At 39.7% G+C, this 15,547-nt stretch carries 18 protein-coding genes; 3 read left to right on the top strand and 15 right to left on the bottom strand.

What is annotated here, in order from left to right; translation table 11 throughout:
* Positions 1-55: 55 nt before the first annotated feature.
* The 5 genes from BQ7314_RS08475 to BQ7314_RS08455 all read right to left on the bottom strand — a co-directional run bounded on the left by BQ7314_RS08475 (position 56) and on the right by BQ7314_RS08455 (position 3,897).
* Complete coding sequence (locus BQ7314_RS08475) at positions 56-211, bottom strand: hypothetical protein (RefSeq protein ID WP_174483272.1); 156 nt, start codon at positions 209-211, stop codon at positions 56-58.
* Between the two features lie 156 nt (positions 212-367).
* The gene (locus BQ7314_RS08470) at positions 368-649 is read right to left on the bottom strand and encodes a methanol dehydrogenase [cytochrome c] subunit (protein WP_174483271.1); all 282 of its coding nucleotides are present in this window, start codon (positions 647-649) and stop codon (positions 368-370) included.
* 14 nt (positions 650-663) lie between these two features.
* Positions 664-1,140 carry a cytochrome c(L), periplasmic gene (gene moxG / locus BQ7314_RS08465; protein WP_425356639.1) on the bottom strand — a complete coding sequence of 159 codons (477 nt, stop codon included), beginning with the start codon at positions 1,138-1,140 and terminating at the stop codon, positions 664-666.
* A 26-nt stretch (positions 1,141-1,166) separates the two neighbouring features.
* On the bottom strand, positions 1,167-2,015 hold the full coding sequence (gene moxJ / locus BQ7314_RS08460; RefSeq protein WP_174483269.1) for a methanol oxidation system protein MoxJ: 849 nt from the start codon (positions 2,013-2,015) through the stop codon (positions 1,167-1,169).
* A gap of 70 nt (positions 2,016-2,085) precedes the next feature.
* A complete protein-coding gene (locus BQ7314_RS08455) occupies positions 2,086-3,897 on the bottom strand; it encodes a methanol/ethanol family PQQ-dependent dehydrogenase (protein WP_174483268.1) in 1,812 nt (603 codons plus the stop codon).
* 273 nt (positions 3,898-4,170) lie between these two features.
* Between BQ7314_RS08455 and BQ7314_RS08450 the strand changes: the two genes are divergently transcribed.
* A complete protein-coding gene (locus BQ7314_RS08450; protein WP_174483267.1) occupies positions 4,171-4,833 on the top strand; it encodes a response regulator in 663 nt (220 codons plus the stop codon).
* Positions 4,834-4,889: 56 nt separating this feature from the next.
* Here BQ7314_RS08450 and BQ7314_RS08445 read toward each other — a convergent pair whose 3' ends face one another.
* From BQ7314_RS08445 to BQ7314_RS08430, 4 genes are all read right to left on the bottom strand, one after another.
* Positions 4,890-5,645: a YncE family protein gene (locus BQ7314_RS08445; protein ID WP_174483266.1), complete on the bottom strand. Its 756-nt coding sequence runs from the start codon at positions 5,643-5,645 to the stop codon at positions 4,890-4,892.
* A gap of 105 nt (positions 5,646-5,750) precedes the next feature.
* Complete coding sequence (locus BQ7314_RS08440) at positions 5,751-6,272, bottom strand: SRPBCC family protein (protein WP_174483265.1); 522 nt, start codon at positions 6,270-6,272, stop codon at positions 5,751-5,753.
* Between the two features lie 88 nt (positions 6,273-6,360).
* On the bottom strand, positions 6,361-7,005 hold the full coding sequence (locus BQ7314_RS08435) for a response regulator (protein WP_174483264.1): 645 nt from the start codon (positions 7,003-7,005) through the stop codon (positions 6,361-6,363).
* The gene (locus tag BQ7314_RS08430) at positions 7,002-8,309 is read right to left on the bottom strand and encodes an ATP-binding protein (protein ID WP_174483263.1); all 1,308 of its coding nucleotides are present in this window, start codon (positions 8,307-8,309) and stop codon (positions 7,002-7,004) included. The genes BQ7314_RS08435 and BQ7314_RS08430 overlap by 4 nt, the downstream gene beginning before the upstream one ends.
* A gap of 92 nt (positions 8,310-8,401) precedes the next feature.
* On the opposite strand from BQ7314_RS08430, the gene BQ7314_RS08425 reads away from it, so the two are divergent.
* Positions 8,402-9,355 (top strand): PQQ-dependent catabolism-associated beta-propeller protein, encoded by a 954-nt coding sequence (locus tag BQ7314_RS08425; RefSeq protein WP_174483262.1) that lies wholly within the window; start codon positions 8,402-8,404, stop codon positions 9,353-9,355.
* Positions 9,356-9,455: 100 nt separating this feature from the next.
* Here the strand turns inward: BQ7314_RS08425 and BQ7314_RS08420 are convergent, their stop codons facing one another.
* The 4 genes from BQ7314_RS08420 to gcvH form a co-directional block, all read right to left on the bottom strand.
* Positions 9,456-9,851, bottom strand: a complete 396-nt coding sequence (locus BQ7314_RS08420) for a DUF3237 family protein (RefSeq protein ID WP_174483261.1) — start codon at positions 9,849-9,851, stop codon at positions 9,456-9,458.
* Positions 9,852-10,212: 361 nt separating this feature from the next.
* Entirely contained in the window at positions 10,213-11,145 is a 933-nt protein-coding gene (locus BQ7314_RS08415; RefSeq protein ID WP_174483260.1) for a carbohydrate kinase family protein, read from the bottom strand.
* 15 nt (positions 11,146-11,160) lie between these two features.
* The gene (locus tag BQ7314_RS08410) at positions 11,161-11,520 is read right to left on the bottom strand and encodes a diacylglycerol kinase (RefSeq protein ID WP_174483259.1); all 360 of its coding nucleotides are present in this window, start codon (positions 11,518-11,520) and stop codon (positions 11,161-11,163) included.
* Between the two features lie 560 nt (positions 11,521-12,080).
* A complete protein-coding gene (gcvH, locus tag BQ7314_RS08405; RefSeq protein WP_174483258.1) occupies positions 12,081-12,461 on the bottom strand; it encodes a glycine cleavage system protein GcvH in 381 nt (126 codons plus the stop codon).
* A 466-nt stretch (positions 12,462-12,927) separates the two neighbouring features.
* Here gcvH and BQ7314_RS08400 point away from each other — a divergent pair, with 466 nt between their 5' ends.
* Complete coding sequence (locus BQ7314_RS08400; protein WP_217423836.1) at positions 12,928-13,836, top strand: efflux RND transporter periplasmic adaptor subunit; 909 nt, start codon at positions 12,928-12,930, stop codon at positions 13,834-13,836.
* Positions 13,837-14,046: 210 nt separating this feature from the next.
* Here the strand turns inward: BQ7314_RS08400 and BQ7314_RS08395 are convergent, their stop codons facing one another.
* Both BQ7314_RS08395 and lpoB read right to left on the bottom strand, forming a co-directional pair.
* Complete coding sequence (locus BQ7314_RS08395) at positions 14,047-14,445, bottom strand: hypothetical protein (RefSeq protein WP_174483256.1); 399 nt, start codon at positions 14,443-14,445, stop codon at positions 14,047-14,049.
* A gap of 123 nt (positions 14,446-14,568) precedes the next feature.
* Complete coding sequence (gene lpoB / locus BQ7314_RS08390) at positions 14,569-15,183, bottom strand: penicillin-binding protein activator LpoB (RefSeq protein ID WP_174483255.1); 615 nt, start codon at positions 15,181-15,183, stop codon at positions 14,569-14,571.
* Positions 15,184-15,547: the final 364 nt, after the last annotated feature.

The raw sequence follows: 15,547 nt of genomic DNA, 5'->3' as shown, positions 1-15,547 counted from the left end.
CCTTTTTCAGCCTATGAATCTTATCAGTCGTTAGAGCGAGAGCTGTTCAATGTGCTTAAAAATATTGGCGGAAGTCATAAAGTGGCTTTTTCATAAAGGTTAAATTAATTTTACATGGGTACTTAGCTTGTTGTTGCCCTAAAACTGTCTGGTTTATTTGTTGCTCAAATTCTATGGCTAAATTACGCCAGTCGCTTAGTTGACTATTCAAAATCTATTATCCAAAAAAGACTCCAGCTCGGAGGGGAGCTGGAGTAAACGCTAATATTAGTCTTTACTGAAAATAATTTAATTATTTTCAGAAAGGGATAAATATAACTACCTATACCTTTTTGTTGACAAGAAGGATCTTGTCAGATGAGGTGTCTTAAATCTCATCTACATCATAAACAAATGTGCCGGTCTTATTAAAATGGTCGGAGCGCTTTTTATTGCGTGCTTCCATTTCTTTAATTGAGGCAGACTGTTTATTCAGTTCGTTGGAATCGTGCTTGGGGTCATATTTACTCCCAGCCACTTGCGCAGGGTAACCAGGCTTAGGTTCCCAGCAATTTCCTGGTTCTTTACAATTTGTACCGTCATAAGCTTGTGCAGTAAACGATACAGATGCTGTTAATAAAATAGCAATTGATAATATTTTATTTTTCATTTTTATCTCCTGAGTTATTTTTTCAGCCACTTTGCTTTTTTCGGTTTCCCTGTATAAATAGATCGTAGCCAAGCCATAATTTTTAGCATCTCATCAGTATTAAAATTAACGTACTGAGGACCCATCATGCCATTCGCGCCACCAAATAAAACTTCAAACAAACCTTTATCCGTTGCAATACTTGGATATGTCCAATAATCATCTGCCAACCCTGGCCCAATTTTTCCTTCGGCCTCATGCCCATGACAACCTGAACAGCCTGTCATATAGAGACTCTCCCCTTCCTCAATGGCTTCTTTATCCGTGTTATAAGGGTTTCTACCTTCTTTCATAAACTCTTTAAAAGCAGGCGTATTTCCTCCCTTTTTAGCAAAACTCATATCTAATGGAGAACCAAGCAGTGCATGGCGCAACGTTATATCTGCCTGCGCAGTTGTACCGAGAAGCGCCGTTGCTAGAACTGCGCTTGTTATTATTTTAAATTTCATCATTTATCCTATAATTGATAGCATCACGATTACGCTTCAGGTAACAAAGGAATTCCTTCATCTTCCAGTAACTCTTCAATTTCAGAACTCTGCTGTTGAATAAAGTTATTCAATTGATTGAGCAATGCCGTTTCTCCTTTGCGTACCGCCATCGCTGTACTGTAATGCTGCCCCACTTTTTGACCATCTGCACGGGTACTGTTATCAGGAACTACTGTCATGGTCAAAGGAACCGTAGATTCTTTAACATAGCGTGCAGCTGATGGCCCCCAAAGTACGGCCACTTCAGCCTTGCCACTGGATATATCGCCAACCATTTTACTGACATCATATTTAACATATTGATTGCGGCGTGACTTAAAGCCAACCAATTCCTTGTTATAGTTAAAAGTATCGCTATATCGGCCAATCGCTCGAATCATTATTTCTGACGGTGTTCCAGGAATATAACCAATTCGATTAACTGAGCGCAAAACTTCACTATCCCAATCTTTTAAATCCAAACCATCCTCTTCTCGCGAAATAAAGGTATAAGCAGAGCGGTAATAAGGCTGGGTGGTAGCCACTCTTGGATCACCTGCATCGACACCCATAACAACGTCACATAAACCTTTATCTAAAAAGTCACGAATAAAATAACGCGGGTCTTTCCAGTAAACATATTTTATTTTACGGTTTAAGCTTTGCCCCATTAAGCGAGTTAGCCTATTTTCAAAGCCCTCCCCTTTTTTATTGGAGTACGGCATTTCATTTTCAGCAGCACAAACTTTAAGTACCTTACCCGTAGGTGCCGAAGCAATCTCTGGTTGTGCATTTGCCGCACAGCCAGAAATTAATGCCAATCCAGTTAGATAGAGCAATCTCTGTTTCAATATCATTTTTTTATCTATTAATCGTGTGAGTTTGTATAGGGTGGATAAACAATAGCGTTATCCACCCAGGTGCTTATCAATCCAATGCAAAAGTCATGACGCCACCACCCATTTGGGTGTAATGTGCCAATTCTTTAAACGCACCTACCGCACCCAAACCAGCAGTCGGATCTTGCAAGTCAAAAACCAAGCCCACACCAGGCCAACCACCGACACCATAGTAGATAGAAATATATTGTTTACCATTATGCTTATAAGTAATCGGATGACCAATCACCCCAGAAGGCAATTTAAACTTCCAAAGCTCTTCGCCATTTTTTGAGTTAAGCGCTTTGATATAGCCATCTAAGGTGCCGTAGAAAACCAAGTCGCCAGCGGTCGCCATCGTGCCACCCCAAACTGCAAACTTTTCAGCAATTTCCCACTTAAATTCACCCGTTACAGAGTCCATTGCCTTAACTTGCCCCAAAGTTCCTTTTGGCCCTGGGTACATGTTTAGCGTTGCGCCAACAAAGAATTGACCTGCACGGTATGGCAGCATGAACGGTTCCCAATCCATACAGATATGATTGGTTCCCATAAAGAATGTTTTCTTGACAGGGTCATATGATTCAATACCCTGATTGTGGTAACCCATAGCAGAAGGGCAAATGCCTTTTGCTTCATGATCCATATGTGTTGAATACTCAGGATCACGAATAGGCAGGCCTGTTTTTAGATCGACTTTTTTAACCCAGTTAACAGTGTCGTCAATTTTAAATGCATTAACTAGATCACCATTTTCACGGTTCAATGTATAAACCAAACCATTTCTATCTGGGTGGGTCAGCAATTTAGTCATTTTGCCATCGACCATTTGCTCAGATAAGCCCATGTAATTCACACCGGCATAATCCCACTCATCATGAGGTGTTTTTTGGTAACCAAATTTTGCTTTACCGGTATTAACATCACGCCCCCAAATGGTCATAGTCCATTTGTTATCACCTGGGCGCATAGTTTCATTCCAAGGTGCGGGATTACCTGAACCATAGTAAAGCATTTCTAAATCACTATCGTAAGCGTACCAACCCCAGTTCGTACCACCGCCAATTTTCCAGGCATCATCTTCCCAAGTTTTAGTCCCTAAGCCAAACTGTCCATAATGTGGATTGTCTTCATTAAAGCCTTTCCCGATACCTATATCTTTATCAGGTCCTGTCGCATACACACGCCAGACTTGTGAGCCATCTTTAATATTATAGGCAGTCGCGTAACCACGCACCCCTAGCTCAGCACCAGCGCTACCCACAATAACTAAATCTTTAGCAACAAACGGAGCGGAGGTTAAGGTTGAACCCATCGAAATATCAGAGTTCTCTATTTTCCAAAGCATTTTTCCCGTTTTAGCATGAATAGCCACCACATGCCCATCTAGCTGATCTTGAAAAATAGTTGGTGGATAATCTTTAGTTCCTGGTGCATAAGCTAAACCTCTGTTTACCACATCACAACAGGCGACAGCACGTGCCGCTGGATTTTGCTTAGGCTTGTATTCCCATAAAATTTTATCTGGCTCGTTTAAATCCAGCGCAAAAATATTGTTTGGAAAAGGAGAATGGACATACATAATACCGTCAACGACCAGAGGTCCACCTTCATGACCATTAAGAACACCGGTAGAAAAAGACCAGACCGGTCTTAGCTTATGTACGTTCTGGATATTAATCTGGTACATATTACTATAATGACTCGCATCATAATCTTTGGTTTGCATGACCCAGTTGGTGTTCTGTTCCGATAAATCCTCTAACCTCTTGTTGGCACTAGCTTGCTGAGATACGGCAAAAATTGCACTAGAAACTAATAGAGTAGTTCCCATATTCCGAGCAAATTTTTTAATTTGCATGATTCCTCCTGATTGATTTTTTATTTAGAAGCATTTGCCAACGCTGCACTAAAAAGCCACTGATCAAGCTAACGGTAAATTGGCAAATGCTTAAACGTTATTGTATGTACTTAACAAACTCTCGAATACGGAATAAATAACTAATAAAGAAGGAATAAACCTTGCGCCAACCCAGGAAAGATTCCCGCCACAGCCTTACCTATAAAAAGGAAAAGCTCCTATATCATTTAAAAGAAAAACTATTCATGATATCGCTTATTTTTTAAGCAATTATTGATGACTAAAATTAGTGTTTTATTGGTTGACGACCATGCCGTCGTTAGAGAAGGCTACAAATCTTATTTATCTCTCTCAGAAAAAATAGGCACTATTTATGAAGTAGATAGCGGCGAATCAGCCTGTCAACACTATATGCAACAGCCAGCTGATGTAGTAGTAATGGATTTATCTATGCCCGGCATGGGAGGGCTAGAATGTATTAGACGTTTAATTAGCCGTGAACCACGCTGTAAAATTTTGGTTTTTAGTATTCATAATGAACTTATTTATGCAACCCGAGCGATTAAATCAGGCGCTAAAGGCTATATCTGCAAAAGTAGCGTCCCCGAAACACTAGTAGAGGCAGTATGTTCTATCGCACAAGGGCAAACTTATATTGATGCACCTATGGCTCAACAACTCGCTGTTAATATGATTACTGAGCAAAATGATGAGTCTAAGATCAAACTACTTTCCCCGCGTGAGTTTGATGTTTTTTGTTTACTAGCCAATGGCAATAGCCCACGAGAAGTAGCCGAAAACCTCCATTTAAGCTATAAAACGGTGTGTAATCACAGTACAACCATTAAAGAAAAACTAGCAGTTAAAACAATTGCTGAGTTTACTTTGATGGCAACGCGACAAGGACTAATAGAGCCTGATAAGTTAGGAGACTAACGATAGAAAGCGCATCACACACGCACAAACGATGCGCTTCCTATCGTCAGCACACCCTACTTCTTCATGCATACTTTGGATTCACTTACAAACTGCCCAAAAGCTCGGCTTCCCTCACTCAGATTAATCAGTTTTAACGCCTTATCTGTTTGAGTGTCAAACACACTCAAACTGCCATCAAACCAGTTCAACACAAATAAATGCTGATTTTCTTCATCGACTGCGATATTTTCAGGGTATGCACCTGTTTTTAAAATATGAATGAGTTTATGAGTTTTAGCATCTAATACACTCACGGTATTTTCCAGTTGATTGCTAACATATACCTTATGCTGTTTTTGGTCGACTGCCACCCCATAAGGCATTCGCCCTACTTTAATTCGTTTTATTTCGGATAAACCCGCTAAATCAACAATACTCAAGGTATTACCTTGTGAATTGGCAATATAAGCAAATCGCTCATCCATAGCAAGCGCAAAAGGCGCCCGCCCGACGGCTATATTTTTAATCACCTTAAAATTATCTGTATCTATCACTGAGATACTATTACTTTCTCTATTAAGCACCCATACTTGTGATTCACAGGCATTAGTCGCTATTCCTGCCGGTGATTTTCCAACGGTAATTTTTTTGATGGTACGCCCTGTCCCTGGGTGAATAACACCCACTAAATTCCTACTCCAATCACTATAATAAAGATGCCCGCCAGCAAAAACAGCACCAAAAGGACTTCCGCCAACACTGATATGCTCTAAGGGAATCAGTTTTTCGCTATCCATAAAACTGATCATACCCTGTTCAGGGTAGGTCACTGCAAACCATGGATTATGAGGGCTGATTGCTATAAAAATAAGGAGCACTGGCTATCAAACCAGAGAAACCAAACAACAACAGAGCAAGAGATAATCGCAGCATATTTATTTTTCCACCGCCTCTTTTAAGCCTTCCAAGCCATTCATAATAAAGCTATTCATTGCTTTAACAGCCGCTTCATCATTCAATCTTTCTGGTGGACTATTACTGGTGTCTCCACGATAAAAACGACTTTTCCATTTAACCTTGGTTTTATCACCCTCGGCAATTAATTGAATAGCGGTCGTATAGGAACTCACAGGAAAGACATCGGTATTCTCAGTGCTTAAGCGATAGTTGTATTCGTGGTCAGTCTCGCTAAAATAGTCCAGACCTTCTGTTAATACACCACTTTTCAGGGTTAGCTTGCGCTCATCGCCTGATTTATTGTTACTATCCCCCTCACTGGAGAGTACATCAGGATGCCAGTCTGAAATTTTGTTAAAGTCTTTAACTACTGCCCAGACCTTATCAACAGAAGCATTAATAATAATACTTTTATCTGCTTTTTTAGGTGTCGGCCCATGTGCATAGGCTCCCATCGAAATAATTGCAAAGGAAATTAAAAATAGCCTACTTAAGTTCATGCTCACCCCAATTAAGAAATTGATATTATCAAATATAAAGCAGGGGCTGTAATGGGAAGGATTCTTGTATTTATACGGGAATTATTCCTTAATGCTTCATAATTCCCAATAATATGGCAATATGAGCTAACTCTGCAATACTGGATACTTGTAATTTTTTCTTAATTTGAGTCACGTAATTTGCTACCGTTTTATAGCCTAAACATAATTCATCAGCTATTTTATGTGCTGTTAAGCCTTTAGCCAATAAGCGAAAAATATCAAATTCGCGGGTTGAAAATGTTTGTATAACCGATTGAAAATCATGCTCCGAGGCTTTATTGCCATTTTGCTTGAGTAGCCCCTGTTCAACATATCGCTGTCCATTATAAATACTCTCTATCGCTTCTGGTAAAATTTCAGGTGCACTGTTTTTAGTAATATAACCCTTTGCTCCCGCATTTAAAGCGCGCGTAATATAAACCTGTTCATCATGCACGCTAAAGACTAAAATATTTATCTTTTCATTGCGTTGCACTAAGCGTTTGATAGTTTCTAAGCCCCCAATACCTGGCATAGATAAATCCAACACAACAATATCTGGCTGACAAGACTGATAAAGCTGAATAGATTGCTCTCCTGACTCCGCTTCAGCAACCACTTCTATATTGGATGAAGTAGCCAATAACAACTTAAAGCCAGCTCTTACTACCGCATGGTCATCGACTAACAAAACTTTTATTTTACTGTTCATGATAAAGGAATTTCTGCCTTAATTTGTAGCCCTTTGTTAATTTGAGATTGTATTTTAAAATCCCCCCCTAATAGTTTGATTCTTTCTTTCATCCCTAATAAGCCAAACCCAGATGAAATCTGCTCAAGATCACAACCTACCCCATCATCAGTAATGGATAAAACCAGCGTATCTGACTCAGAGTTAATCTGAAGACTAATATCTACCTGACTGGCTTGTGCATGCCGAACAATATTAGTTAAACTTTCTTGAATCACCCGAAAAATTTGTATCACCATCGTTTGTTCTAGCTGGTCAACAGCATCATCATAATGCAAAGTAAACACCGTTGGCGCATGCCTAACTTCCCAATGGTGTAGCAAATCTTCTAGCGTGGCTTTCAAACCCAATTCTGTCAATATTAAAGGATGTAACTGTTTCATCATTGAGCGAACAACCGTCATTAAATGGTCGCAAATTTCAATCATGGATGTGGTGATTTTTTTTGTATCTGCTTTTTCATGTGCTGCAGTCACTGCCATGACTTTAATAGCCGTCAATGACTGACCAAACTCATCATGCAATTCCTGAGATAAATGTTGCCTTTCTTCTTCCTGAATTTCTAAAGAATGCTGGGTCAATGCCCTGTTTTGTTTTTCGGTTTTATCCAGCACCTCCGTCATGTGATTAATAGCTTTGGCTATATCATCATATTCTTGAGTAGAGAACTCAGCTAATGCCTTCTGATAGTCTCCTGTTTCAATCTCTTTAAGATGCTCAATAATTGAATGAATGGATTTGATGGTTTTATTAAACACTAATTGAACGGAAACAAAGGTCAAAAAAATCAACACCACTAAAGAACTAAAAAAGGCAATGCTTTCTTGCCAGGCTTCCGAAATTTCATCCATCGGATTGGCTTGAATAATCAAAGTCAAGACACTGTTATTCGAAGTTTCAATGGGATATTCTACTTTTGGATATTCACCAAGCACTAAATGAATAAACCAATCGGGCGGCATATCATCTGATGTATTCTGTTGTCGATGTTGAGAAATATTAACTAACTCACCTGCTGCTGTTTTCAGTTGGATATTTAAGTGCCGCGTTTGTTCTAAACGACTCAAACGAAACATCCAGTCCGTTTGATTACTTCTGTTCGCACCAATACCTATCTTAATCAGTTGCAATGCTAAATTAATGGAAGAATCCACTTCCTTACTAACCGATTGCCGTGCCTGCCAAATCCCAATAGAGCCTCCCAGAAAAAGAATACATAGCGAAATCAATAAAATCCTGATACTAATTTGATACCGTAAACTCATTGGGAAAATTTCCTTATTTATTGCGACGACCCCAGTCATACACTGAAAAATGCTATCTTGACACATTGTTATAACTTTACACAAGAGACACTATGAAGCAATTTTTAGCGCTGGTCTTATTTTTAATCAATAGCCAGGTTAATTCTGAAACAATCTATGTCACCCTAGAAAAAGATAATGCTTTAGCTATTGTCGATCCCATTGCAGGCAAACTATTAAAAACAGTTGCGATAGGTCAACGCCCGCGCGGCATTGTCTTAAGTAAAAATCAGCAACAACTGTATATTGCCTGCAGTGACGATGATATTATTCAGGTTATTGATATTAAAACTTTAAAAGCCGTAGGTACGTTACCTTCAGGGGAGGATCCAGAAACCTTTGCCATGAATCCATCAGGTGACCAGCTTTATGTCTCAAATGAAGATGATAGTCTCATTACTGTGCTTGATATTAATACTGCTAAAGCCATTAAAACCATTCCCGTCGGTGTAGAACCGGAACCTGTCACTGTCAGCCCTGACGAAAAATGGGTCGTTAGCGCTTCTGAAGCAACCAATATGGTGCACTGGATTAACCGTAAAACATTGACTGTAGAGGATAATACGCTAGTCGACCCTCGCCCCAGAGGTTTAAGCTTTAGCGCAGATAGTCAGCAACTGTGGGTGACATCTGAAATGGGTGGTACCGTAACTGTGCTAGATACAAAAAATCACAGCAAAATTAAAACCATTAATTTCACTATTCCTGGGGTAAGTTCTGATAAAATTCAACCTGTTGGCGTGATTTTCGATAAACAAAATAAATGGGCTTTGGTCGCATTAGGACCTGCTAATCGCGTTGCTTTAATCAATGCGCAATCATTCGCAGTGGAAAGGTATTTTTTGGTGGGGCAAAGAGTCTGGAACCTGGCATTTTCTCCAGATCAAAAAAGAGTGTACACCACTAACGGGGTCAGTAATGATATTTCTATTATTGACCTTGATTTAATGAAAGTCACTAAATCCATTGCTGTCGGGCGTTACCCGTGGGGCTTAGTTGTAAAATAAGACTGAGATCGAAGCGCATCATATCGCCAAAATCAGCGCGCAGTTTAAAGGGGCACGTTTTTTTGTTAGGCCTCATTCTGCGCAATGAGACGTCGGCCGTTCACTGCATGTATGCGTCGAGGTGAATCTTGCCAGTATCGAAATTCACTGTTCCAACAGCCCAGACTTGTCGCGTATTAACCCAAGCGTAACTTTCTTCCGCCGTCGTGAGCATGACATTTTCACACAAGTCGGCGACCGGCTCAGTGGCACGCGGTATGCCCACGCCATCGGCCGAGAGAGCGATCCTGCAACCATCTTTGGTCTCAACGGTGGCGCGAATATCAAGGTCGATGCGGCCGTCGGCACGAATCCTCAGGTAGTCGACCCCTTGCACCGAACCAGTCAGGCGGCCTGTGGCTAGGCCCGCAAAGGCCACGTCGATGCGAGCACCTTGCGGTGGGACTTTGGACTGACCCGAAACGATGGATAACAGCGGAATACCGTAATCCGTCATGCCCGTAATATCCAGGTCGTAAGAGTATATTTTTTAGCCTATCATAACATTGTCCTTTTGCTCGCTTGGTTTGGCTGGTGTCACCTGTTGCGAGCCTCAGGTGGGCAGATTGTTGCTGTGGCCTAACACTGTCATTAAGTTAAGAGCAATAGAATATGGGGCGCAGTGCTTAGCCGGCTATTTTCAGCTATGAAAGCAGGCTAAAGCACTGCGCCCCAATGAGCTAATTCCTTAACTTAAGGCAGTGAGCGCATCATATACATACGTGATGACGCGCTTCATATTATTAGCCTCCCCTACTTATTTTCTTAATTTAATAGCAGTAAACCTAACCCTGAAAACAAGAATAAGAAAGTTTAAACTAAAATGCCCTCTCAAAACTATCCTGATAACGCTGTTTAAACTGTGCCATAGTGAAGCTATGGTTTTGAGTGCCATTGTGTTCAATTTTTATCGCACCTAATAAAGAAGCAATACGGCCAGTTGTTGCCCAGTCATAGTCACTCAAAATGCCGAACAATAGACCTGCACGAAACGCATCACCACAGCCTGTTGGATCTCTTAATTCTTTAGCTTTAGCAGCAGGAATATCAATACACTTCCCTTGACTATAGATTTTTGAGCCTTGCCCACCTAGAGTAATCACTAAAGCATCAACTTTCTCTGCAATTTGTTCTAAAGTTAACCCGGTACGCTCTTGCATGAGCTCCGACTCATAATCATTAAACGTTGCCCAGGTTGCCAGCTCTAATAACTCCAGTAATTCCTCGCCACTAAACATGGGCATGCCTTGACCAGGGTCAAAAATAAATGGAATCCCAGCTTCCACAAATTCTTTAGCATGCTGTTGCATACCTAATTTTCCATCAGGTGAAACAATACCGATTTCAACGTCTTTGGCATCTAACACTGAATTAACATGCGATTCATTCATTGCCCCAGGATGAAATGCAGTAATTTGATTATCATCTTGATCCGTCGTGATATAAGCTTGTCCAGTATAATGCTCATCTAGTTTTTGAATATATTCACTGGAAATTTTACACTGGCTCAACCACTGCGCATACGGCTCAAAATCATGGCCTACAGTCGCCATAATTTTCGGTATTTCACCCAATAATTTTAAGTTATATGCAATATTTCCGGCACAACCACCAAATTCCCTACGAATCACAGGTACTAAAAAAGACACATTTAGCATATGTACTTTATCAGGCAAAATGTGATTTTTAAATTGGTCATGAAACACCATAATCGTGTCGTAAGCCATAGATCCACAAATCAATGCACTCATTTATTTCTTTTCCTCTTAAATTAAAATCAACGTCCAAGTTAACGCTGCTAACGCCAACGATAACATAACTGCAGAAGAACCTATATCTTTTGCTCTACCTGATAGCTCATGGTGTTCAAATCCTATTCTATCAATAGCCGCTTCAACTGCTGAATTTAATAATTCAACCAACAGCACTCCCACTAAGCTCCCTATTAACAATACCCTTTCAATATTATTTTCGGTTAGCCAAACAGCTAAAGGAGCAGCAACTATCAATAAATAAACTTCTTGTCTGAAAGCTTCCTCATGTTTCCATACTGCTTTAAAACCCGCTATTGAAAAAAAGATCGCATTAACAATACGCTTTACACCTTTTGCATTTTGATTAGCCATTTTCCACAAAATCCTGTCAAGTAAAAACTATTTTTTATTAGTCCTAGAAAAACGTCTAAAGACGCTATAAGTTATTGATATATAAAGATGTATATTTTTTAGCCAATGTAACAAAACTGTAACAATTACAGCTATTTAGCATTGTTAGTTGCAAATTACCCACAGAGTTATCCACAGCTTTTGTGGGTAACTTTATTTAAGTTAAAAATATTTTAAAACCAAACACTTACAAATATCTTCAGTGTATTGATCACGTTAAAAATAGACGCCCCTAATATAAATGCAAGCATAATACTCACCGCAACCTTTGCCTTTTATTTATTCTTACACACAAAATCTTGTCAAGCTAAATAATATAATATTCAACGCCACCACACCGATAAAAATATCTCTAAGCGACTGATTTATAATGCTGTATAGCTTATAGACAATTTAACAAAAGCATAATAATTACAGCCATTTAGCATCACAAGTTGCAAATTACACACAGAGTTATCCACAGATTTTGTGAGTAACTTTAAGCCCCTATACTTTTACCAATAAAACGGTTAACAAATACCCTAGGCAATCGACTCAGCATAAGCATCCGCATCTAACAACGTATCCAAATCCGCTGCGTTATCTATTTTTAAACTAAATAACCAAGTACCAAAAGCATCCTCATTAACGAGTTCAGGTGAATCTGCCAACGCTTCGTTTATAGCGATGACTTCGCCTGCAACAGGGCTGAATAAATCAGAAGCCGTTTTTACGGACTCTACTACCGCACACTGCTCTTTTTCTGCTAGTTTCCGCCCCACTTCAGGTAACTCTATATAAACTAAGTCACCCAATTCTTCTTGAGCAAAATCAGTAATACCGACTTTAACGACAAGATCGCTTTCTGGCTTGACCCACTCATGCGTAGTGGCATATTTTAATTGTTTAGGAAGTTCACTCATTTTTCTCTCATTTTTTTAAGGTTTAAAAAATAGATTAAATTTTTTCATTACTAGGGGTATTTTACTATAAAGCCAGTTTCCTCTCTGAGCTTTACCCTAAATATCTTATAATATACTTCGCGCGGTCACGACTGCGGGTTGCTAACCGCTGAATTTTTACCCATAGCTACGTTGCTAGCTTATTAACAAAAAGCTATGCTAAAAATTCTCAGGCTAACTTTCATTAGCAGCCCTTTGAATAGATGAGACAAGCAAACTAATCAATCTTCGTTAAAAAGTTTGCCTGATGCGATTTTTATCGTCAGGACACTCTATAGACCTTAATATTTCAAAATACCCGTGGGTAATGAAACGTCACCGAGAAGCCTGCCAATAGACTAAATTTATTATGCGAATACTACACTCCTTACTCATTTTATGCTTTTTCCTATTTAGCTTTAATAGTTATGCCGATGATAACGACACGATGACGCAATATAATGTCGTTATCGAAGAACCTGCACAAATAATAAGTGACTTAAAAACAATAAAATTACACCGTACTTACTTTAACCCCCAAATTGAAACCTTTGCAATCTTAGTCGATTTACTCCCGTTATTTCAGGCGCGCGCTAATTATTTTAAAGCTTTGGCAGAACAACAAATGGCCCTCCTACAGCTAGAACAAGCACAATGGGATATGCGACGCGTACAAAATTTACAACATGAAAATATCATTTCTACACGCAAATTCAGAGAACAAAAAACGCATCTAGATATTGCCAAAGTAAATGCTCAAGCATCCCAAAGTCAGAGTGAGACATTACGCCTACAGACAGAAGCACAATGGGGGAAAATCGTCAGCCACTGGTTCTTAAGTGCACAGTCCCCGCATTTTCTTGATCTAAGCGAAAAGAACAAATGCCTTTACTTACTTTATCTCCCTAAACAATTAAAAGTTCCACCCACAACTATTGCATTACAAACCGCCAATCAAAACGAACCCAAACAAGCGGCCAAATTAATTTCCAATGCACCTATCTCAGGCATAAACCAACAAACGGGTGCACCCTATTTTTACTTAAGTAATAAAGTATTTGAAGGATATCAGCAACGTGTCAATGCTTGGATTCCCACACAAGAAGCCGCCCTATCTGGCGTTATCATCCCCGTATCCGCCTTAGTCTGGCACTTAGGTCAAAGTTTTGTTTATATTAAAGTTGATGATGAACATTTTAAACGCATTTTAATCGGTCAAAAAAAACGGATAAATACCGAGAATTACTTTATCCAGAGGACATTACAACAAGATGACATTCTGGTAATTAGTGGCGCACAAATGCTTTTATCCGAGGAATTTCGCGGTCAAATTCCCACTGATGACGATGACGATTAGAAATTACAGCGATATTAAATAAACCAAACAGATCTGTTTATACTGAACCGTGCTGTGGTAAAGGAGCGGCAAAGGAGGTTTCGCCCATTGCCCATATTACCGGACATACAATTTTCCGTATCTAACAGTATCTAACAGTCCAACCCAACACCAAAATCAGCACGCAGTTTAAAGGGGCGCATTTTTTGTTAGCTGTTTTTTGCTACTGTCCTAGTTTACACAACGATTAAAATCAGTTTTTTGTTGCAACGTAAGTTTCTTTTGACTTTCCTTCACACCACCCAACATTGCTTCACTACACTTAATAAAAACATCTTCGTTAAAAGGTTCTGAAGATTTTACTACGGTAGCTTTGCTTTCAATATCATGGATTGTCCAAAATGCTAAACAATGCGACAAAATAAACAATGCCCCAAAAAGTTTGACCATCAGCCAGCCTTTGCACCCAAACACTAATGATAACAAAATAAAAGGAATAGCAAAATATGCAAACATTGGGGCTATAGGATCTACCAGAGAAAACAAAACAACCAATAAACCCCAAAATACCGATAACACTCCTAGAGCTGTTGCAATTACTTGGATAGTATTTTGATGCGCTTGTAACATTCAATCTCCATACTGATAATGACTCCCTACACCTATAACCTGCTTACAGCTAACAACTATGCTGCCGAGAAAGTCTTTGCCAATGAACAAACAAATCTAAAAAATCACGCATTCAAGGTCGCACTACCAACCAAAAATTGGCTTTTTACCCTGCTTAACAATTTCTACATTATCCTCCCAAACGGCTAGGCCAGTTGTTAAATCTGTCACCGCCATATGAAAGAAAAAATAAGACTCACTCATTCTTCCTTGTGTTGCTTTCTGCTGAACAATCTCCCCTGAAAAACTCATGTCTGGAGCGATGGCTGTCCCTGCTTTTTGTACAGTAGATTGATTAAACATATCATCTTCTTCTAACCTACGTACTTGTTTGCTGGCAATATCATCAGGGCCATTGCCACCAACCGCTGTTGTCGTCAGCGCCTTGCCAGAGCGGAGCAATGCCTGCCTAATCTTATCGGTAAGAATTCGCGTATTAATATGCTGAGTTGTTGAATTTTTTACCGTACTGATCATTAGAATACTTTTGCGCCCATCGTTACGACTTAATACCCCAGATTCAAGCAAAGAAGTAATACCTTTTTCTGCTGCAATCTGCCAGTCTTTAAAGTTTACCTGATCTATAGAAACAATCCCTTCATTACCTGTTGCATCAATGCGCTGCGGCGATGTACCACAAGCCGTTAAGGAAAGTGCTATACTAGAAATACCAACCAATAAAAGGATTTTTTTAGTCATAATTTTCTCTATTTTTTCAGTCTTGTTTATTATCCCAATCAACATATGCTTTCACTCTGCCTTGTTAGCAAGTCTTCAACATCATTAATTAGCGGGGGTTAGCCATTTCGGCAATCACTCTGTTCTGCAAAATTAACGCCTAGCCGCATCATTTTCTCTTATCGCCAAAGTAAAATCCTTGCACCTTGGATTCGGTGAGGTAGCTCTTAATCTAATTGTATCCCCAGGGACTACGGTCACAGGCGCGCCATCCTACCTCATGAAACACTTGGGACTCCTGTCGCCAAATATTCATTCACATACGGAGCGAATTGGATAAGCCCCAGTACGCCCTGCGTCCGCTTCAACTTCGCACAAAAGCCGC

Source organism: methanotrophic endosymbiont of Bathymodiolus puteoserpentis (Logatchev) (assembly GCF_900128525.1).
GTDB lineage: Bacteria > Pseudomonadota > Gammaproteobacteria > Methylococcales > Methylomonadaceae > Methyloprofundus.
This window is presented reverse-complemented; position numbering and strand designations above follow the sequence as displayed.

Excerpts from the sequence above, each read along its gene's own strand:
- BQ7314_RS08470 (WP_174483271.1), bottom strand. The coding sequence starts at position 649 with ATGAAAAATAAAATATTATCAATTGCTATTTTATTAACAGCATCTGTA.
- moxG (WP_425356639.1), bottom strand. The coding sequence starts at position 1,140 with ATGATGAAATTTAAAATAATAACAAGCGCAGTTCTAGCAACGGCGCTT.
- moxJ (WP_174483269.1), bottom strand. The coding sequence starts at position 2,015 with ATGATATTGAAACAGAGATTGCTCTATCTAACTGGATTGGCATTAATT.
- BQ7314_RS08455 (WP_174483268.1), bottom strand. The coding sequence starts at position 3,897 with ATGCAAATTAAAAAATTTGCTCGGAATATGGGAACTACTCTATTAGTT.
- BQ7314_RS08440 (WP_174483265.1), bottom strand. The coding sequence starts at position 6,272 with ATGAACTTAAGTAGGCTATTTTTAATTTCCTTTGCAATTATTTCGATG.
- BQ7314_RS08435 (WP_174483264.1), bottom strand. The coding sequence starts at position 7,005 with ATGAACAGTAAAATAAAAGTTTTGTTAGTCGATGACCATGCGGTAGTA.
- BQ7314_RS08430 (WP_174483263.1), bottom strand. The coding sequence starts at position 8,309 with ATGAGTTTACGGTATCAAATTAGTATCAGGATTTTATTGATTTCGCTA.
- BQ7314_RS08425 (WP_174483262.1), top strand. The coding sequence starts at position 8,402 with ATGAAGCAATTTTTAGCGCTGGTCTTATTTTTAATCAATAGCCAGGTT.
- BQ7314_RS08420 (WP_174483261.1), bottom strand. The coding sequence starts at position 9,851 with ATGACGGATTACGGTATTCCGCTGTTATCCATCGTTTCGGGTCAGTCC.
- BQ7314_RS08415 (WP_174483260.1), bottom strand. The coding sequence starts at position 11,145 with ATGAGTGCATTGATTTGTGGATCTATGGCTTACGACACGATTATGGTG.
- BQ7314_RS08410 (WP_174483259.1), bottom strand. The coding sequence starts at position 11,520 with ATGGCTAATCAAAATGCAAAAGGTGTAAAGCGTATTGTTAATGCGATC.
- gcvH (WP_174483258.1), bottom strand. The coding sequence starts at position 12,461 with ATGAGTGAACTTCCTAAACAATTAAAATATGCCACTACGCATGAGTGG.
- BQ7314_RS08400 (WP_217423836.1), top strand. The coding sequence starts at position 12,928 with ATGACGCAATATAATGTCGTTATCGAAGAACCTGCACAAATAATAAGT.
- BQ7314_RS08395 (WP_174483256.1), bottom strand. The coding sequence starts at position 14,445 with ATGTTACAAGCGCATCAAAATACTATCCAAGTAATTGCAACAGCTCTA.
- lpoB (WP_174483255.1), bottom strand. The coding sequence starts at position 15,183 with ATGACTAAAAAAATCCTTTTATTGGTTGGTATTTCTAGTATAGCACTT.